Below are 19,614 nucleotides of genomic sequence, written 5' to 3' on the forward strand. Positions count from 1 at the left end.
GTTCGGGAGCGCCTCATGCGTTCCACGGTAGTCGTTGAAGGGGATTTCGTGGGCAGAGAGTCGCGCCGGGTTCGCGCTGGGCGCAACGGTACCGACGGCCTGGTGGTCGCGGTCACCGGCGCGTCCTCCGGTGTCGGCCGGCTGCTGGCCGCCCGGCTGGCGGCCAGCGACGACGTCGCCGAGGTCGTGGGACTGGACGACTCCCGCGGCGACGTCGACGGCGTCACCTGGCGCGTGATGGATCTCACCGATCCCGCCATCGTCACGCGGCTGGCCGGGGTCGACGCCGTCGTGCACGCGGCCGTCGACATCGGCATCACCGACGATCCCGCGGTCCGCTCGCACCGCAACGTGCGCGGCACGCAGACGATCCTGACGGCGTCCGCGGCCGCCGGCGTGCGGCACGTCGCCGTCGTCACCAGCGCGATGGTCTACGGCGCGCAGCCGGACAACCCGGTCCCGTTGGACGAGGACGCCCCGCTGCGGGCCGAGCCGGACGGCTCGATCATCAGCGACCTGCTGGAGATCGAGGACCTCAGCGCGCGGGCGCCGCGGTCGCACCCGGGCATGTCGGTGACGGTGGTCCGACCGGCCGCGGTCGTAGGCCCCGGCGTCGACACCGTCCTGACCAGGCACTTCGAGGCGCCGCGGCTCCTGGTCGTGCGCGGCAGCGAGCCGGCCTGGCAGTTCTGCCACGTCGACGACCTCGCCTCCGCGCTGGAGTTCGTCGTCCTGCACGACGTCGCCGGGCCGGTCGCCGTCGGCAGCGAGGGCCACCTCGACCAGGCCACCGTCGAGGAGCTGTCCGGCCGCAGCCGGATCGAGCTGCCGGCGTCGTTCGCGTTCGGCACCGCACAGCGGCTGCACCGCCTCGGCGTCACCCCGGCGCCGGCCAGCGAGCTGCACTACGTCACCCGGCCGTGGGTCATGGCGGCCGAGCGGTTGCGCAAGGCCGGCTGGCAGCCCGCGCACGACAACGCCGAGGCGCTGGCCGCGCTGATGGAGGAGGTCGGCGGACGGCACGCGCTCGCGTCGCGGCGCATCGGCAAGCGCGACGCGGCGACCGCGGCCACGATCGGCGCCGCCGGCGCGACCGTCGCGATCCTCGGCACCGCGGTCGTGATCCGCAAGGCACGCCGCCGGAAGCGGAGCTGACCATGGACGTCATCAGGCTGCTGGACGTGCGGCACGAGCCGCTCTCCGTCGACGAGGTGCTGACCGCGGTGACCGACCGCGGCGCCGGCGGGACCGTCGTCTTCGTCGGCACCGTCCGCGAGGCCGACGGTGGCCGCGGCGTCACCAGTCTCGACTACGAGGCGCACCCGACGGTGTCCGAGGTGCTGCGGTCGGTCGCGGAGAAGGTCGCCGCCGGCACGCCGCTGCGCGCGCTGGCCGCCGTCCACCGCGTCGGCCACCTCGAGATCGGCGACGTCGCCGTCGTCGTCGCGGCGGCCGCCGACCATCGGCAGGAGGCGTTCGCCGCCTGCCGTCAGCTCATCGACGACCTCAAGCGCGAGGTCCCGATCTGGAAGCACCAGCGCTTCGACGACGGCGGCGAGGAGTGGGTCGGCTCGCCCTGACGGCCGCACCGACCCGTACGCTTGGTGAAGACCGTTCCCGTTCACCGTGAGGACCGCCGACACCGATGACCCGCCGATCCGCGACGCTGGCCGTCGCCGGTGCCCTGATCGTCGCGCTCGTCGCGGTGGCGTCCATGCTGAACCTGCCCTACGTGGTCTACTCGCCCGGGCCGGTGGAGGACACGCTGGGGGAGTGGAACGGCCAGCAGGTCATCCAGATCGAGGGCGCCGAGACCTACCCCACCGAGGGCGTGCTCGACCTCACCACCGTCGGGGTGACCTCCGCCGACGCCGACCTGGACCTGCTGACGGCGCTGCGGGCGTGGATCGACCCGGACCGCGCCGTCATCCCGCGTGAGCTCGTGTACCCGGAGGGCACGACGGCGGAGCAGTCGCGGCAGCAGAACGCCGCGATGCTGGCCAGCTCGCAGCAGAACGCCGAGGTCGCCGCGTTGCGCAAGCTCGGCTACGACGTGCCGCAACGGGTGGTCGTCGACGCGGTCGTCGCCGACGCGCCCGCCGATGGCGTCCTGGAACCGGGCGACGTCGTCATCTCGGTCGACGGGTCGCTGGTCGACGCGCCCGAGGACGTGGTCGAGGCCGTCACCGCGCACGAGCCCGGCGAGTCCGTCACCTTCGTCGTCGACCGCGAGGGGCAGCAGCTCAGCGAGGACATCACCACGATCGCCGCCGAGGACGACGGCCGGGCGCTGGTCGGGTTCAGCCCCGTCCTCGGGTTCGACCTGCCGGTCGACATCGCCATCGGCATCGACGAGCGCATCGGCGGCCCCAGCGCCGGCATGATCTTCGCCGTCGCGATCTACGACACGCTGACGCCGGGCGCGCTGCTCGACGGCGTCCACGTCGCCGGCACCGGTGAGATCAGCCCCGACGGCGACGTCGGCCCGATCGGCGGCATCCAGCAGAAGATCGCCGCCGCCAACCACGACGGCGCGGCGCTGTTCCTCGCCCCGGCCAGCAACTGCGACGAGGCGGTCGGCGGCAACAACGGCGACATGCAGGTCGTGCCGATCGAGACCCTGGACGACGCGGTCAGCACCATCGAGGCGTTCGTCGCCGGCGACACCGACGAGCTGCCGGCCTGCCCGGCCTGACGCAAGCGGCTCAGGCGAACGTCTCGGCCAGGGCGTTGCCCAGCTCGGGCGACAGCTCGGCGCCGCGGATGAGCTCGTCGTCCGCCTCGTGCCCGCGGATCCGCAGCACCGACGCGCGGCTGCCGTCGCGCATGACGCCCACGACAACCCGGACGTCGGAGCGGTCCGGGTGCTCCTGAGCCCAGCGCGTCGCCGCGCCGTCCTCGTCGGGCATCTGCTCCTCCGCGCCGGGCGGCAGCACGATCCGCTCCAGCACCAGCGCGCAACCGGTCACCGTGTCCGGCCAGGCGATCTCCAGCAGCAGGTCCTCGATCGGCCGGCCGGAGACGTCCTGCTCGATGGGGGTGAGCGAGTCGGCGGGCGCGTCCTCGTCGATGCCGATGCGCGCGGCGAGGTCCGGCTCGCGCGACAGCAGGTCGGCGGTCGGGGCCAGGGCGTACAGCCGGGCCGGCTGGTCCCACCCGTCCTCGCGGACGTGCTGCTCGATCTCCGCGATGGCGCGCACCAGGGCGCTCGGCTGGTCGTTGCCGCTCATGCCCGCATCGTCGCACGGCCCGCGGCCGGCCACGAAAGCCGGTCACGATCGGGACACGGACAGCCTTGTTCGACCGCGGGTCGGAACCGCGCAGGCCGGTGAGATAGTTTTCCAGGGGTGAGCCAGGACATGCCCCGACCCGCCGGACCTTTCCGCGGCGCGCCACAACGACGTTCGCGCGCGCTGCTGCCCACGCTCATCGTGCTCGGCGTCCTCATCGCCGCCTACGTGCTCCTGGTGTCGTTCTGGACCGACCGGCTGTGGTATCAGTCGGTCGACTTCACCCAGGTGTTCACGACGCAGCTGGTCACGCGGATCGGGCTGTTCCTCGTCTTCGGCCTGCTGATGGCGGCGTCGGTCGTCGTCAACGGCATGGTCGCCTACCGGGTCCGGCCGCGGTACCGGCCGATGAGCGTCGAGCAGCAGAGCCTGGACCGCTACCGCGACGCCATCGACCCGGTCCGGACGTGGGTGCTGACGGCGGCCGCGATCCTGCTCGGGATCATGGCCGGCGCGAGCGCGGGCGGGCATTGGCAGACGTTCCTGCTGTGGCGCAACGGTGGCGAGTTCGGCCAGACCGACGCCCAGTTCGGCGTCGACCTCGGCTTCTTCGCGTTCGACTACCCGTGGTGGCGCTACGTCGTCAGCTTCGGCTTCGCGGTGGTCGTGCTGGGCCTCGTCGTCGCCGCGATCACGCACTACATCTTCGGCGGCATCCGGCTGCAGACCGCCGGGCAGAAGGTCAGCCCGGCCACCACGGCGCACCTGTCCGTGCTGATCGGGCTGTTCGTCCTGCTCAAGGCCGTCGCCTACTGGCTGGACCGGTACGCGCTGGTCATGCAGGACAACGACCGCTTCACCGGCGCCTCGTACACCGACATCAACGCGGTGCTGCCGGCCAAGACCATCCTGATCTTCGTCGCGTCGATCTGCGCGATCCTGTTCTTCGTCAACGTCTGGCAGCGCAGCTGGATGCTGCCGGGCATCGGGCTGGGGCTGCTGGTGCTGTCGGCCGTCCTGCTCGGCGGGCTGTGGCCGTTCCTCGTCCAGCAGTTCCAGGTGCGCCCGAGCGAGGCGAGCCGGGAGGCGCCGTACATCGAGCGCAACATCGAGGCCACCCGCGACGCCTACGGCATCGAGAGCGTCGCGACCGAGGAGTACCGCGCCACGACCTCGGTCAGCGAGGGTCAGCTGGCCGAGGACTCCGCGACCATCCCCGGTATCCGGCTGATGGACCCCAGCGTCATCCCGCCGGCGTTCCAGCAGCTGCAGCAGGTCCGCGGCTTCTACACGTTCAGCGACCCGCTCGACGTCGACCGCTACACCGTCGCCGGTGACGACGGCGTGGTCGCGGAGCAGGACATGGTGGTCGCCGTCCGCGAGGTCGACGCCGACGGGATCCCGGCCGAGCAGCGCAACTGGATCAACGAGCACACCGTCTACACCCACGGCTTCGGCGTCGTCGCCGCGTACGGCAACACCCGCGAGTCCGACGGCTCGCCGAACTTCGCCGAGGAGGACATCCCGACGCAGGGCGTCCTCGGCGAGTACGAGCCGCGGGTCTACTTCGGCGAGAACTCGCCCAGCTACTCGATCGTCGGCGCGCCCGAGGGCACGGACGACGTCGAGTACGACATCCCCGAGGACCCCGATACCGGTCAGGAGCGGCGCAACACCTACAACGGCGACGGCGGCGTGCCGATCGGCTCGTTCTGGAACCGGCTGCTCTACGCCACCCGGTTCCAGGAGGCCAACTTCCTGCTGTCCGACCGCATCAACTCCGAGTCGCGGCTGCTCTACGACCGCAACCCGCGCGAGCGGGTCGAGAAGGTCGCGCCCTGGCTGACGGTCGACGCGAACCCGTTCCCGGCAGTGGTCGACGGCCGGGTGGTCTGGATCCTCGACGGCTACACGACGCTGAACTCGCTGCCGTACAGCCAGCGGGTGTCACTGAGCGAGGCCACCAGCGACTCGCGCACGGCCCGGCCGGCGCTGGCCGCGCAGCCCGACGACTTCATCAACTACGTCCGCAACTCCGTGAAGGCCACCGTCGACGCCTACGACGGCACCGTCACGCTGTACGCCTGGGACGAGGACGACCCGGTCCTGCAGGCGTGGATGAACGCGTTCCCCGACACCGTGCAGCCGCGCTCGGACATCCCGACGCCGCTGATGGACCACCTGCGCTACCCCGAGGACCTGTTCAAGCTGCAGCGCAACATGCTCGAGCAGTACCACGTGACCGACCCCTCGACGTTCTACGGCGGCCAGGACCGCTGGGTGGTCCCGGCCGACCCGTCGTCCAACGTCGACGTCAAGCAGCCGCCGTACTACCAGACCATCCAGCTGCCCGGCGCCGACGCACCGATGTACTCGCTGACCACGACGTACACGCCGCGAGGACGGCCGAACCTGGCCGCGTTCATGGCGGTCAACGCCGACGCGCGCAGTGAGGACTACGGCCAGCTGCAGATCCTGAGACTGCCCAGCAACACGCAGATCGACGGTCCCGGCCAGGTCGCCAACGACTTCGAGTCCAACGCCGACGTCGCGCAGGAGCTGACGCTGCTGAGATCCGGCGACGCCGAGACCCAGCTGGGCAACCTGCTGACGCTGCCCGTCGGCGGCGGTCTGCTGTACGTCCAGCCGGTCTACGTCGCGCGGGCCACCGGAGAGGCCGCGTACCCGCTGCTGCGCCGGGTGCTGGTCCAGTTCGGCGACAGCATCGGCTTCGACGACACGCTGCAGGGCGCGCTGGACCAGATCTTCCAGGGCGACGCCGGCGCGGGCACCGAGGAGCCGCCGGTCACCGAGGAGCCGCCCACCGACGAGGAGACGCCGCCCAGCGAGGAGCCGTCGGAGGAGCCGTCCGAGTCGCCCACCCAGCCGGCCGACCTGGAGGCGGCGCTGGCCGACATCCAGGCCGCCTGGGCGGAGGCGCGCGCCGCACAGAACTCCGGCGACTTCGCCGCCTACGGCGAGGCGCTGGAGCGGCTGGACGCGGCGATCGAGCGGGCCGAGGCGCTCACCGGCGGCGAGGGTGCGGGCGGCACGCCGGCGCCGTAGCCGTTTCGTTCGCCGGCGGAGCCGTCACCCGAGGTCAGGGTGGCGGCTCCGTCCGCGTTCACGGGGTCAGACGGCGCGCTGGTAGGCGATCAGCAGGAAGTCCGGGATCGGGTAGTGGTCGCGCTCCGGGGTCCGGACGAACCCGAGCCGCTCGTACAGCCGGTGCGCGGTGTGCATCCGCGGCAGCGACGACAGCACCATGGTGTGGTCGCCGTGCTCGCGGGCGAGGTCGAGGCAGGCCTGCACCAGCGCCGCGCCGACGCCGCGGCCACGGGCCGCCGGGTCGACCGCGAGCATCCGGAACTCCGCCTCGCCCGGCCGCGCGATCTCGACGTACGGGCTCGGCGGCCGGCAGAACGTCACCGCGCCGAGCACCGTCTCGTCCTCGTCGACCGCCACCAGCAGCGTCGCCTCCGCCGCCCGATGCGCGACGTCGGAGAGCTCCTCGGCATACTCCTCGTCGCCGTCGAGGAAGCCGTCGCGGTCGTACGCCGCCACCGTGATCGCGGCGACCGAGGCGTGGTCCGCCGGACGCGCGAGGCGCACCTGGATGTCCGTCATGTCGCATATTCTGACGCCCGTCACCGACACCGGTCCCGATTTGGCGCACCGGGGGCCGATCGCGTAAGCTGAACACACGCGACGCGGGGTGGAGCAGCTCGGTAGCTCGCTGGGCTCATAACCCAGAGGCCGCAGGTTCAAATCCTGCCCCCGCTACCAATGTGGTAAATCAGGACGGCCGGATCTACGAAAATGTAGGTCCGGCTTTCTGTTTCCTGGGTTGTGGGCCGTGCGGGCGTCAGGCGCGCCGGCGGTTGGCCACGAGATCGTTCGCGGAGCGGAGCACCGCCGGCGCGCGGAAGTCCGCCAGTGTGGCGTCGACGGCTCCGATCACCGTGAACCGCGTGCTCTGGCCGGGTAGCAGGGTCACCAGGCCGTCGTCGACCGACGCGCTCGGGTCGACGCGGTCGATGAGGAGCGTGAGGTCGCGAACCAGGGCGCCCGCCGTAACGTCGACCGTCCAGCCGGCCGCCGACCGGGTCGCCGTGACCGTGAGCGCCGCGGGTTCCAGGCCGCAGTCGCGGTACTCGGCGAAGAACCAGTGAGCTGTCGTGTCGCCGGACCGCGCGCGGATCAGCTCGTGTCCGCGCGACTCCGCGACGGCCACGGCGTCGTCGAGCACGACTCGGTGGCCGGTGCGCGCGCCGACGGCCGGCCTCGCCACCTGTCGCGCCCGGAGCTCGCCGGCGAAGGTGAGCCGCTCGACGATCACCTCCGCGGCCCACGGATCCGCGGTGTCGTTGACCAGAGCGAGGACGAGCCGGCCGTCGTCGGGCTGGATCGTCAGCAGGCGTTCGGCGTGGGCCTGTCGCAGCGCGAACAGCAGCGGCTTGGCGCGGCCGGCCCCGTCCACCGCGGCCCAGGACGTGACCGGCCAGCAGTCGTTGAGCTGCCACACGATGGAGCCGGTGCACAGGGGGGTCAGCGACCGGAACCACTCGATGCCGGTGCGTACGGCGACCGCCTGGTTCAGCGACATCGCCCAGTGCCAGTCGCCCATGTCTGACGGCAGCGGCAGGTGCGCGACCAGGCCGGCGGTCAGCTTGTCATGGCCGCGGACGGCCTTCTGGTGGGCGATCATGCCCGGTGACTCCGGCGTCAGCGGATCGTCGGAGACGGCCTCGGTGAGGGTGGTCCAGGTGGGTGGTCCCTGCCAGCCGAACTCGGCGACGAACCGCGGCCGGTGGTCGCGGTAGCGCGGGTAGTCCTTCTCGTTCCAGACGTCCCAGAGGTGGGTCGTCGCCGTTGCCGGGTCGTTCTGCGGGTCGCCGGGCTCGGGCGAGTACGGGCTGCCGGGCAGGTACGCGACGTGCGGTGCCAGCTCCGCGACGATGGCCGGGAAGAGCTCGTAGTAGTAGCGCGCGCCCCAGCTCCGGCCGTCGAGTACGGCGCCCCAGCCCCAATCCTGCCGGCCCCAGAGGTTCTCGTTGTTGCCGTTGAGGATGGCCAGCGATGGGTGCCGGGCGAGGCGGATGACGGCCTCGCGGCTCTCGGCCTCGACCTCGGACCACAGCGGCTCCTCCTCGGCGTAGGCCGCACAGGCCAGGAGGAAGTCCTGCCACACCAGGATCCCGCGCCGGTCGCACTCGTCGTAGAAGTCGTCGGACTCGTGGATGCCGCCGCCCCAGACCCTGAGCAGGTTGACGCCGGCGAACTCGGCGTGGTCCAGGCGGTGGGCGTACCTGCCGGGCGTGACGCGGTGCGGGAAGGCGTCGTCCGGGATCCAGTTGGCGCCCCGGACCAGGACGCGGCCGCCGTTGACGCGCAGCTCGAAGCCGACTCCGTCGCCGTCGGGCTCGGTGTGGACCTCGACGGTCCGGAAGCCGATCCGATGGGTCCCGCGGTCGAGGAGCCGGCCGCCGGTCGACAACTCGACGGTCAGCTCGTGGGTCGTGGGTGAGCCGTGGCCACGCGGCCACCACAGGTCCGCGCCGGGGACGTCGAGCCGGAGAACGGCGGAGGTGGCGTCGGCGGGGATGACGGCGCTCGCCTCGCGGCCGCGGACGCGCACCCGGGCGACCAGCGGGACCTCGGTGGATCGGTCGATCTCGACACCGACGCTGACGGCGGGGACGGCGTCGACGACGGTGGCGACGACGCGTGCCTCGCGGATGCGGGCGCCGGCCCAGGTCTCGATCCGTGCCGGTCGCCAGATCCCGGACGTCGCGGTGTCCGGACCCCAGTCCCAGCCGAATCCGCAGGCCATCTTGCGGATCGCGTTGTACGGGTGGTGGTTCGCGTGCGGCCGTTGGCCGAGGGCCTGGCTCGCCGCGTCGGCCTCCCGGACGGGCGACGAGAACGCGACGACGAGGTCGTTGCCGCCCTCGCGCAACAGCCCGGTCACGTCGAACCGGTAGCGGCGGTGCATGTTGCGGGTGGCGCCCACCGTGGTGCCGTTCAGGACGACCGCGGCCACCGTGTCGAGCCCGTCGAACGCCAGCTCCTGCCGGTCCGAACCGTCGTGCCGCCAGACCGGCCGGCACCGGTAGGTCCAGTCGGCGCCGCCGATCCACGCCTGCCGCAGCTCGTTGTCGTCGACGTACGGGTCGTCGATCAGGCCGGCGGCCAGGAGGTCGGTGTGGACCGTGCCGGGCACGGTCGCCGGGACCGCGCCGGCGGCCAGGACCGCGGCCGGGACCCGGCGGCCGCGTCCCTCGACGGTCCAGCCCTCGGTCAGGGGGATGCGCGTCGTCATGCCCCGTGCTCGCCCCTGGTGTGGGCGGCGCCGGCCAGGGCCAGCTCGCCGGCGTAGTGGCAGGAGGCGGCGTGGCCGGCCGTGACGTCCTGGAGCCGGGGCGCCTCGGTGTCGCATCGGGTGAGCCGGCGATGCGGGCAGCGGGTGTGGAACGGGCATCCCGGTGGGGGGTCGGCGGGATCCGGGAGGTCGTCGCCGAGCCGGATGCGGGCTCCGGTGTCGCGCAGGCGCGGGTCGGGTCGTGGGACGGCCGACAGCAGCGCCTCGGTGTAGGGATGGCGGGGGCCGGCGTACAGGGCGCCGGTGTCGGTCTGCTCGACGATCTTGCCGAGGTACATCACCGCGACCCGGTCGCAGAGGTGCTCGACGACCGAGAGGTCGTGGGAGATGAACAGATACGTCAGCCGGTACTCGTCCTGCAGATCGCGGAGCAGGTTGAGGATCTGCGCGCGCACCGACACGTCCAGCGCCGAGACCGCTTCGTCGGCGATCACCAGCCGTGGGTTGGTGATCAGCGCCCGCGCGATGTTGACGCGCTGGCGCTCCCCGCCGGAAAAGGCATGGGGGTAGCGGCGCATGTACTCCGGGCGCAGCCCGACGCGGCGGAGCATCTCGGCGACCTGGTCCTCGATGGCGGAGTCGGCGCGTCCGCTCCATCGGTTCCGGAGCGGTTCGGCGATGATCTGCAGCAACGTCTTGCGCGGGTTGAGCGAGCCGAAGGGGTCCTGGAAGATCACCCGGATCTCACGCCGGTACGGGTGGAGCTGGGTGTTCGTGAGCCGGGCCAGGTCGACCGGACGTCCGCCGGCCGGGTCCTGGTAGTGGATCTGGCCGCCGGTCGGATCGAGCGCCCGGGCGATGCACCGGCCCAGCGTGGTCTTGCCGCAGCCGGACTCGCCGACGAGGCCCAGGGTCTCGCCGGGGTGGATGTCGAGGTCGACGTCGTCGACGGCGCGCACGTGGCCGGCGACGCGGCCGAACATCCCCTTGGTGACGGGGAAGTGCATCCGGAGCTGCCGGACGGACAGCAGTGGCTGGTCGCCGATCTGCGGGTCGGGAGGGACGGCGTGATCGGGCTCGGTGATCTCGATGGCGACCGGCGCGACGGCGGGCGTGGGGGACGGTGGCAGGTCCGGGTCGAGCAGGTGACAGGCCGCGACCCGTCCGTCGCCGAGGTCGTGGGCGGCCGGCGGCGTCACGTCACACAGTCCGGGCATCGCGCTGCGGCAGCGGGTGTGGAACGGGCAGCCGGTGGGCCGGTCGTCCGGATGCGGCACCATCCCGGCGATCGTCCGCAGCCGGGCACGATCCCCGCGCCCGATGGCCGGGACCGACTCCAGCAGTGCCTGCGTGTACGGGTGTCGCGGCCGTTCGAAGATGTCCGTGACCGTCCCCCGCTCGACCACGGTGCCCAGGTACATGACGACGACCTCGTCGGCCATCTCGGCGACGACGCCCAGATCGTGGGTGATGAACATGACCGCCATGCCGGTCTCGTCCTGCAGCTCGCGGATCAGGTCGAGGATCCGCGCCTGGGTGGTGACGTCGAGCGCCGTCGTCGGCTCGTCGGCGATCAGCAGGGCCGGGTCGCAGGCCAGCGCGATGGCGATCATCGCGCGCTGGCACATCCCGCCGGAGAGCTGGAACGGGTAGGCGTCGAACCGCCGCTCCGGCTGGGGGATGCCGACCCTCACGAGCTGCGCGATCGCTCGCTCTCGTGCCTCCTTGGCGGACAGGTTGACGTGCAGCCGGATCGCCTGGGTCAACTGGTTTCCGATCGTGTACATCGGCGACAGCGACGCCATGGGCTCCTGGAACACCATGCCGATCTGGTTGCCACGGATGTTCCGGATCGGCTCTCCGCGCGGGTCGAGGCCGGCCAGGTCCAGCGGCGCCGTCCCAGGGTCGGGTCGCCACCAGATGTGGCCGGCCTCGATGCGGCCGGGCGGGTCGACCAGGCCGAGGACCGACCGTGCGGTGACCGACTTGCCGCAACCGGACTCGCCGACGACGCAGACGGTCTTCCCCCGCGGCACGGTGAGGCTGACCCCGTCGACGGCCCGCACGACACCCTGTTCGGTCCGGAAGTGAGTCCTCAGATCGTCGATGGCCAGCACGACCGACTCACCGACCTCGAGGCCGGTCGGTGCGGCTACGCGTGCGTCGTTGGTCTGCGAAGTCATGCTCGAGATCCCGTCATCGTCGGTAGGGGTCGGCCGCGTCGCGCAGACCGTCGCCGAGGAAGTTCAGCGCCAGCACGACGCTGACGACCGCGAGACCCGGGAGCAGCAGCCAGGGTGCGCTGGAGATCACCCGTATCTGCTGGGCCTCCTGCAGCAGGACGCCCCACGACACGACGGGTGGCTGCAGACCGAGGCCGAGGAAGGACAGCGCGGTCTCGGCGAGGATCATCGCGGGGATCGACAGCGTCAACGTCGCGATCAGGTGACTGGTCAGAGACGGCAGGATGTGCCGGAAGATGATGCCGGCCCGCCCGACGCCGTCGAGCAGGGCGGCGGTGACGAAGTCCTCCTCGCGCAGCGACAGGAACCGGCCGCGCACCTCGCGGGCCAGGCCGGTCCAGGCCACGAACGACAGCACGACCGTGATCGCGAAGTACCGCGTCAGCGGCCCCCAGTCGCGCGGGATGGCCGCGGCCAGCCCCAGCCACAGCGGCAGGGTGGGCAGCGACATGAAGAACTCCACCATGCGCTGGATGACCGTGTCGGTCCGTCCGCCGACGTATCCGGACACGCCCCCGAGGACGATGCCGAGGACGAACGCCACGGCCACGCCGACCAGTCCGACCGACATCGACACCCGAGTGCCGTGCACGATGCGGGACACGAGGTCGCGACCCAGCCGGTCCGCGCCCAGCAGGTACATCGGCTGGCCATCGGGATCGGCCGGGCCGATCAGGTGGATGTCGGTCTCGAACAGCCCGAACAGCTCGTACGACGGGCCCCGCGCGAACAGCCGCACGGGGATCCTCGTCGACTCGTCGACGGTGAACGTCTGCTCCAGCGTGTCCGGGTCGCGTTCGCTCAGGTACCCGTTGACGTAGAGTCCCCAGTCCCAGCCGTCGCCGCTGGTGTCGACGACCTTCAGTGCCTGGGGAGGGGCGTAGGTGTAGTCGGCGTTGAAATGGCCGGAGTCGTACGGCGCCAGGAAGTCGGCGAAGACGGCGACGAAGCAGAACAGCCCGGTGACGACCAGCCCGGCCATGGCGAGGCGGTGCTTGCGGAACCGCCACCACAGCAGCTTGCGAGGCGGCGCGACCGAGGTGGCCCGCGGTTCGGCGGCCACGGTCGCGCCGGGCTCCGGAGTGGGCTGCGTCATCTCACCTCACCTGCCCGTCCGGAGGCGGACCCGAGGGTCGAGCCAGGCGAGGGCGACGTCGGAGATCAGCGTGCCGATCACCGTCAGCACGCTGAGGATCAGGATGATCGATCCGGCCAGGTACATGTCCTGGCTCTGCAGCGCGCTCAGCAAGAGCGGGCCGACTGTGTTCAGGTTGATCACCGTCGCGACGATCACCTCACCGCCCACCAGGCTGGGAAGCAGCCAGCCGACCGTCGAGAAGAACGGGTTCATGGCCACGCGCAGCGGATACTTGACCAGGAGCCGCCGTTCCGGCAGGCCCTGCGCGCGCGCCGCGACGACATAGGGTTTGCGCAACTCGTCCAGCAGGTTGGCGCGCAGGATGCGGATCAGGCCGGCCGTGCCCGCGGTTCCCAGGACGCCGATCGCGATGGCGAACGTCACCGGGTTCGGCCGGCCCACCGACAGCCCGAACGTGCTGAAGGCGATCCACATCAGCAGCAGGGCCAGCAGGAAGTTCGGCATCGCCAGGCCGAGGAAGCCGAGGGTGGTCGCCACGTAGTCGCCGACGGAGTACTGCTTGACCGCCGAATAGATGCCGATGGGGAACGCCATCAGCCAGGTGAACAGCACCGTCGCCCCGGCCAGCGCGATCGTCAGCGGCAGCCGGTCGGCCAAGAGGTCCGCGACCGGCCGGTTCCACTCGAACGACTGGCCGAAGTCCAGGTCGGCGACGATCCCGGAGATCCACTTCCAGTACTGCACGTGAAAGGCCTCACCCAGCCCGTACCGGCTCCGCAGCCCCTCCAGCTGGGTCTGGTCCACCGTCTCGCCCTGCGCCTCGAGCCGGGTCACGAGCGCGGTCAGGTAGTCACCGGGCGGCAGCTGGATGATCGCGAACGACACGACGGAGATCAGGAACACCGTCGGGATCATGTACAGGGCGCGCCGACCCAGGAAGCTCAGCATGTCGATCAGCCCATTTCCAGGTCGATGACATGCAGCGCGCTGGGCCGGCCCGGTGCTTCGGGCGCCTCCTGCGCATAGACCGACAGCACCCGCTCCTGGCGCCACCGGTACGGGTCGAGTCGCGGCTCGCCGACGAACGAGGCGGCGGACCGGTGCAGCTCGTGCCAGTCCGACCAGCCTGCCTCGGCCGACGCCGTCCAGGCGAGGAGCGGGCCACCCGGGTCGGTGCCGTGATACTCCGGGGTGCCGGGCTTGGTGAAGACGAGCACGAGGTTGTCGTGGTCGTCGGCGACGACGGACGGCTTGCGGCCGAACTCCGGCAACTGCCGATGCCGCCACCGAGCCTGCTCGTCGCGCCAGTAGTGGACGAAACGCCAGCTGGACAGGTCGTCGGATGCCTCGGGCGCGTCCGGAGGCTGCTGCCACATCACGACGTGGACGCGACCGCGGCTGTCGACGGTCTGGGTGAGCTGGTTCATCATTCCCCAGCGATAGGCGATCGCCTGGACCGTGATCCCGGCGGAGTCGACGTGCATCGGCTCCTCGCCCGCCACGCCGATCCGGGCGCCGTCGTTGTTGTGCCAGGTGCGGCCGCCGTCGTCGCTGTAGGCGTACTGCAGGTCGTGGTTGCTGCTGAGTTCCGGGGCCTCTCGCCAGACCCAGGTCGTGTGCAGTCGGCCGCCGGTGCCATAGTCGAAGCCGTTGTGGTAGGCGTTGCGCGAATCGCTGTCGCGGAACCGGCCTCGGCGGCTCACCACCTGGCCCGTCAAGGACCAGCCGCCGCGTCCGGGATCGTAGGCGGCCACGTGGGTTTCGCCGTCGCCGCTGCCGCCGAGGCGGTAGAACAGCTGCAGGCCGCCGGCGGGTGTGGTGACGAAGCTCGGGTAGGTCAGCATCGTCAGCGGGTGACCGTCGACCAGCTCGGAGGTGATGGCGCCGAACAGCGTCGGGGACCACTCCACCCGGGACGGCGCCGTCGCGACACCGGCGCGGCTGACGCGATAGTGGAGCGGGCTCACGTGGTGGTCGAAGGCGAGGTGGATCGTGCCGTCGGCCGGGCAGACGCCGATGACGGGCACATTGTGGACGTCGGTGTGGTCGATCGTGTGGTCCTCGAAGGCGATGCGCTGCCACTCGCCGCCGGGAAGTTCCCTGCGCGCGACACAGACGCGGCGCTCGTGGTCGATGTACGTGGCGTACTGCCACCCGCCGAAGCTGACGACGGCCTCGATCTGGTACGTCTGGCCGTTGAAGCAGGTGCCGAACCGGCCGTGGGCCAGGTTGAGCGCTTCGGGCTCCAGGATCGTGTCCTGCATCAGCGTCAGCTCCACGTGTCGAGCGTTCGTCGTCACGAGCCGGAGATGAAGTACTGCTCCGGGTTGGTGGCTCCCGGGCTCGGGAACTGCCCGCCCGTCTCGATCATCGATGCGGGCACGTTCTTGAAGTCGTTCTTCACGATGCCGTAGTCGCCGACGGGAAGGACCGTGCCGATGGCGTAGAACTCGTCCTTGGCGATGCGGAGGATCTCGCGGAAGATCTCCATCTGCCGGTCGCGGTCGAGCTCCTGTTGCAGCTGGCGGTACAGCGCCTGCTGTTCCTTGACGGTCTCGGGCGGCTCCTCGGCGACCCCTTGGCCCGTGCCGTTGTACCAGTGGCCCCAGGTGACCGCGTAGTCGGAGTTGCTTCCCGACGTCGGCAGGTAGCAGCGCGGATCGAAGAGCGCGTCCGTGAGACCGGCGCTGCCGTACCAGACGGCCGCGTCGTGCTCGTTGGCCTCTTTCCGGGTGAAGAGCAGTGAGCGGTCCTCGCCCGCGATCCGGATGTCGATGCCGACCTCGGCCCAGTGCCCCTTGATCAGTTCCAGGGAGTCGACCCAGGCCGGGTCGTCGTTGGTGACCTCGACCGAGAAGCGGATCCGCTGCCCGTCGGGGCCGAGCCGGAAGCCGTCGCCGTCGCGCTCGGCGTAGCCGGCCCGGTCCAGCCGGCTGTTCGCCTCGTCCAGGTCGTACTCGGTGTACTGCTTGGCCAGCTCCTCGTCGTAGAACGCCGCCTCCTTGCGCGGCGCGACCTGCCACGCCTCGCCCTGGTCCTGATAGACGGCGGCGATCAGTTCGTCCCGGTCGATCGCGTGCGACAGGCCGATCCGGAAGTCCTTGTTCTGGAAGACCTCGCGCAGCACCGGGTTCTTGTGCGTGAGGTTCAAGGAGATCATCATCAGGTTCATCGTCGAACGGGTGAGATCGAAGAACTCATAGCCCCCGTTCTCCCGGTTCTGGGCCAGGACGGGCTTGTTCGTGAGGTTGTTGATGTGCCTCATGTGCATGTCGAGCTCGCCGTTGGTGGCCCTGAGCAGGATGGTCTGGTCCTCGTTCACCACGTCGAAGACGACGTTGTCGATGTAGGGCAGCTGGCGCCCCTCGGGATCGACCTTCCAGTAGTACGGGTTGCGCTCGGCCATCACCCGGGGGCCGGCGCCCAGTGGCTCGACGATCATCCACGGGGCCACGGTGGGCCGCTCCGGGTTGCCCCATGTGTCGGACTTGGCGTCGAACAGGCCGACCCAGTCGTCGTAGCCCTCGTTCGCGGCGAGCGTGGCGACATCGGGGTTGTAGGTGGGATGGAACTGCTCGAGGTAGTGCCGCGGGGCGCCCACGAAGGAGTCGGCCGAGGCGAAGTACTGCAGCAGGATGCCATTGGGCGCGGCGAAGTCGAGCTGCACCGTGTGGTCGTCGACCTTCTGGATGGTGGCCGGCTGGCCGTCCGCTCCGCTGGTCAGCTGCGCGGGCACCATCAGGCTGGGATACTGCTCGTTCAGCAGGACGTCGTTGTACCAGAAGACCAGGTCGTCGGCGGTGAACGGGGCTCCGTCCGACCACTTCATGCCCGGCCGGAGTTTGATGACGAAGGACCGGCCGTCCTCGGAGCTCTCGATCGACTCCGCGACGTTCGGTTTCGGTTCCGTGAAGTCGATGTCCCACCGCATCAGCTGTTCGTAGCCGATGGTCCGGCCGAGCCACGCCACGTCGGCCGCACCCTGCAGGACGGTGTCCCACTGACCGCCGTACTCCCCGAGCTGGTCGGTCGGCTCGACCACCGGCGCCCGCTCCGGAAGTCGCTCTCCCACCGGCGGGAGCTCGCCGGCGGCGACCCGATCGGCGAGCATCGGCGCCTCCATCGCATCGGCGTCGGCCGGGCCCGGCGCCTCCCCTCCGGAACCGTCCCCGCCGGAGCCGGAACAGGCGCCGGCAGTGGCGGTGACGACGAGAGCCGCACCGCCGGCGTACAGCAGTTCGCGCCTGGTGAATCCACGCCGTACGGCGGCGACGCGCTGGCCTGACTTCATCGTCAACCCCTCCTGCTTTTCACATGCGACGCTCGGTCGAGTGGTGCCATGGTGTTACGAGGAGACGTTCAAGTCCAGGCAATGATCGTGATGCTGATCATCAGAAATCTCTATGATCGTGACGGTGTCAGCCAGGGGGTTGCGCACCGGGTGGGCGAGGACCGTCGCGGATGAACGTCAGCAGTGCGTGTGCGGCCGGCGAATGCGTTCGGCCGGTGACCCACCAGACGGCCACGTCGCGGAACGCCATGGGGGCGTCGATGTCCTGGATCACCAGGCCCTCGGTCGCCGCGACGTTCAGCGAGAGCTCGTTCGTCACACCGACGCCCAGGCCGCGCCGCACCAGTTCGATCAGTGACTGCGGCTGGGTGACCTCGTAGGCGAGCTCCGGATAGCGGCCGAGGTGATGCCAGAGCGGATGTTCGGGGTTGGCCAGCTCGCCGTGGCCGGTCATGATCAGCCCGTGGTCGGCGACGGCCGCCAGCGAGATCGGACCTGGCCGTTCGGTCAGGGGATGAGCCGGATGCAGCACGACCTTGTACCGCTCCCGCCAGAGCGGCTGACTGCTGAAGGTCGACGCGGACAGCGGCGGTGTCGTCGGTCGCAGCATCAGCTCGACCTCGCCGTCGAGGGTCACGCGGGCGAGGTCGTCGGCGCGTGACTCCACCAGCCGGACGCTGACGCCCGGATACCGCGCCCGGAAGCGTTCCAGGAGATCGGGAACGTAGGCGGCGGTCGCGCTCGGGTAGGAGCCGAGGGTGACCGCCCCGCGTCGCAGTCCGAGCACTTCCGCGACGCTGCCCTTGGCCGCCTCGACCTCGCGGACCAGGGCCCGGGCATGAGGCAGGAACGCCGCTCCGGCCTGGGTCAGCTCGACCGGCCGGCGGTTGCGGTGCAGCAGCGAGGCGCCGAGCTCTCGTTCGAGGGAGGCGACGTGGTTGCTGACCGTCGGCTGCGAACAGTGCAGGAGCTCCGCGGCCCGTCCGAACCCTCGGTTGTCGACGATCGTCAGGAAGGTCGTCACCCAGTACAGCTCCATCGGGGCCTCCTCGCTCCATCAGAATCGTTGATGATCAGTATCAGGATCATTGCCTGGACTTGACCATGTCACTGCTCCACGATGGCAGCAAGCCAGGCCGCCAGGTCATCTCAGACCGCTTCCAGCGCACCGGCCGGCGCTTCGTCCGACTGACCTTGTGAAGGTGACGACCCGTGACTCTGATCAGCCACATCGAGGCAGCAACGGCGGTGGTGCCGCTTCCCACGCCGGTGGCGTTCTCCGGCAGGAAGGTGACCGACCGGTGCTACACGCTGGTCCGGGTTACGGGCGACGACGGGGTCACCGGCATCGGGTTCTGCTACCCCGGCGACCGCGTCGGCGGCCTCGCGACGCTGGCCGTCACCGATCTCCTGGGACCGATCCTCATCGGCTCCGACGCCCATCACGTCGAGGACAGCTGGGCACGGATGTACCAGGAGAGCCTTCTCCACGGCCGGGCCGGCTCGGTGATGCGCGGGCTCTCCGCACTCGACATCGCGCTGTGGGACCGCAACGCGCGCGCCGCCGGGCTCCCGCTGCACAAGTACCTGGGCGGCCGGGCCGATCGCGTGCCGGCCTATGCCAGCGGCGGCTACTACCTCGACGGCAAGGGTCCTGACGAGCTCGCCGAGGAGATGCTCGGGTACGTCGCGGCCGGCTTTCGCGCGGTCAAGATGAAGGTCGGCCGGGTGGACCCGGCCGAGGATGCCAAGCGGCTGGCCGTCGTCCGCGAAGCGGTGGGTCCCGACGTGCTCGTGATGCTCGACGCCAACAACGCCTTCCGCGACATCACGGAGGCCGTGCGCGCGCTGCGCCTGTGGGAGCCATACGACCCGTACTGGGTCGAGGAGCCGTTCGGGCCGGACGACCTGGAGAACCATGCCCGGCTGGCGCAGTCGACGTCGGTCCTCGTGGCCACCGGGGAGATCGAGGCCGGCCGGTGGAGGTTCAAGTCTCTGCTCGACGCCGTCGACGCCGTCATTCTGCAGACCGACGCCGCGGTCTGTGGCGGCATCACCGAGTTCCGCAAGATCGCGACGACGGCGGACTCCTATGGCATCACGCTGTGTCCGCACTGGTTCCATGACCTGCACGCGCCACTCGTCGGCGCGCTTCCGAACACGCGCTACGTCGAGTACTTCCCCACCGGCGAGGTCGCCAACTTCCGCCTGATCATCGACCGTCAGCTCGCGGTCGAGGGCGGAATGCTGCGCTTGCACGACCGGCCCGGACTGGGCTTCGACTTCTCCGACGACGCCGTGGCCGCCTACCTCGTCGAGCCATGGCGTCGCGTCTCGACCAGCCGCTAGCCCCGTCCGCCACTCCCTGATTCCTGGTCCCGATGAACGGTTTCGTGTCTCGAGGAGGAGCCATGACGTCCCACCAGCCC

14 protein-coding genes and 1 tRNA gene are annotated in these 19,614 nt (G+C 70.7%); 6 read left to right on the top strand and 9 right to left on the bottom strand.

Going from position 1 to position 19,614, the window contains the following annotated elements; translation table 11 throughout:
- The first annotated feature begins 48 nt into the window (after nt 1–48).
- The 3 genes from C1I92_RS24195 (at nt 49) to C1I92_RS24205 (ending at nt 2,695) form a co-directional block, all read left to right on the top strand.
- On the top strand, nt 49–1,155 hold the full coding sequence (locus C1I92_RS24195; RefSeq protein WP_199521549.1) for an NAD-dependent epimerase/dehydratase family protein: 1,107 nt from the start codon (nt 49–51) through the stop codon (nt 1,153–1,155).
- A 2-nt stretch (nt 1,156–1,157) separates the two neighbouring features.
- Nucleotides 1,158–1,580 carry a molybdenum cofactor biosynthesis protein MoaE gene (locus C1I92_RS24200; protein ID WP_111257207.1) on the top strand — a complete coding sequence of 141 codons (423 nt, stop codon included), beginning with the start codon at nt 1,158–1,160 and terminating at the stop codon, nt 1,578–1,580.
- 65 nt (nt 1,581–1,645) lie between these two features.
- Nucleotides 1,646–2,695, top strand: a complete 1,050-nt coding sequence (locus C1I92_RS24205; RefSeq protein WP_111257208.1) for a YlbL family protein — start codon at nt 1,646–1,648, stop codon at nt 2,693–2,695.
- 10 nt (nt 2,696–2,705) lie between these two features.
- On the opposite strand, the gene C1I92_RS24210 is transcribed toward C1I92_RS24205, so the two are convergent.
- A complete protein-coding gene (locus C1I92_RS24210; RefSeq protein ID WP_111257209.1) occupies nt 2,706–3,230 on the bottom strand; it encodes a PPA1309 family protein in 525 nt (174 codons plus the stop codon).
- A gap of 129 nt (nt 3,231–3,359) precedes the next feature.
- Here C1I92_RS24210 and C1I92_RS24215 point away from each other — a divergent pair, with 129 nt between their 5' ends.
- Nucleotides 3,360–6,296 (top strand): UPF0182 family membrane protein, encoded by a 2,937-nt coding sequence (locus C1I92_RS24215; protein ID WP_111257210.1) that lies wholly within the window; start codon nt 3,360–3,362, stop codon nt 6,294–6,296.
- A gap of 66 nt (nt 6,297–6,362) precedes the next feature.
- Here C1I92_RS24215 and C1I92_RS24220 read toward each other — a convergent pair whose 3' ends face one another.
- The gene (locus tag C1I92_RS24220) at nt 6,363–6,857 is read right to left on the bottom strand and encodes a GNAT family N-acetyltransferase (RefSeq protein WP_111257211.1); all 495 of its coding nucleotides are present in this window, start codon (nt 6,855–6,857) and stop codon (nt 6,363–6,365) included.
- A gap of 82 nt (nt 6,858–6,939) precedes the next feature.
- On the opposite strand from C1I92_RS24220, the gene C1I92_RS24225 reads away from it, so the two are divergent.
- Nucleotides 6,940–7,016: transfer RNA gene (locus tag C1I92_RS24225), tRNA-Met, on the top strand.
- Between the two features lie 79 nt (nt 7,017–7,095).
- Here the strand turns inward: C1I92_RS24225 and C1I92_RS24230 are convergent.
- The 7 genes from C1I92_RS24230 to C1I92_RS24260 all read right to left on the bottom strand — a co-directional run bounded on the left by C1I92_RS24230 (nt 7,096) and on the right by C1I92_RS24260 (nt 18,224).
- On the bottom strand, nt 7,096–9,552 hold the full coding sequence (locus C1I92_RS24230; protein WP_111257212.1) for a glycoside hydrolase family 2 protein: 2,457 nt from the start codon (nt 9,550–9,552) through the stop codon (nt 7,096–7,098).
- Nucleotides 9,549–11,735, bottom strand: a complete 2,187-nt coding sequence (locus C1I92_RS35025; RefSeq protein WP_111257213.1) for an ABC transporter ATP-binding protein — start codon at nt 11,733–11,735, stop codon at nt 9,549–9,551. The genes C1I92_RS24230 and C1I92_RS35025 overlap by 4 nt, the downstream gene beginning before the upstream one ends.
- Before the next feature lie 13 nt (nt 11,736–11,748).
- Entirely contained in the window at nt 11,749–12,891 is a 1,143-nt protein-coding gene (locus tag C1I92_RS24240) for an ABC transporter permease (protein ID WP_111257214.1), read from the bottom strand.
- 6 nt (nt 12,892–12,897) lie between these two features.
- On the bottom strand, nt 12,898–13,842 hold the full coding sequence (locus C1I92_RS24245) for an ABC transporter permease (RefSeq protein WP_111257215.1): 945 nt from the start codon (nt 13,840–13,842) through the stop codon (nt 12,898–12,900).
- 5 nt (nt 13,843–13,847) lie between these two features.
- A complete protein-coding gene (locus C1I92_RS24250; RefSeq protein WP_111257216.1) occupies nt 13,848–15,173 on the bottom strand; it encodes a BNR repeat-containing protein in 1,326 nt (441 codons plus the stop codon).
- 17 nt (nt 15,174–15,190) lie between these two features.
- Nucleotides 15,191–17,185 (bottom strand): ABC transporter substrate-binding protein, encoded by a 1,995-nt coding sequence (locus tag C1I92_RS24255; RefSeq protein WP_111257217.1) that lies wholly within the window; start codon nt 17,183–17,185, stop codon nt 15,191–15,193.
- A 127-nt stretch (nt 17,186–17,312) separates the two neighbouring features.
- The gene (locus C1I92_RS24260) at nt 17,313–18,224 is read right to left on the bottom strand and encodes a LysR family transcriptional regulator (RefSeq protein ID WP_111257218.1); all 912 of its coding nucleotides are present in this window, start codon (nt 18,222–18,224) and stop codon (nt 17,313–17,315) included.
- Nucleotides 18,225–18,397: 173 nt separating this feature from the next.
- Between C1I92_RS24260 and C1I92_RS24265 the strand changes: the two genes are divergently transcribed.
- Nucleotides 18,398–19,534 carry a mandelate racemase/muconate lactonizing enzyme family protein gene (locus C1I92_RS24265; RefSeq protein WP_111257219.1) on the top strand — a complete coding sequence of 379 codons (1,137 nt, stop codon included), beginning with the start codon at nt 18,398–18,400 and terminating at the stop codon, nt 19,532–19,534.
- Nucleotides 19,535–19,614 lie beyond the last annotated feature (80 nt).

The sequence above is a fragment of the Jiangella anatolica genome (assembly GCF_003236295.1).
Classification (GTDB): domain Bacteria; phylum Actinomycetota; class Actinomycetes; order Jiangellales; family Jiangellaceae; genus Jiangella; species Jiangella anatolica.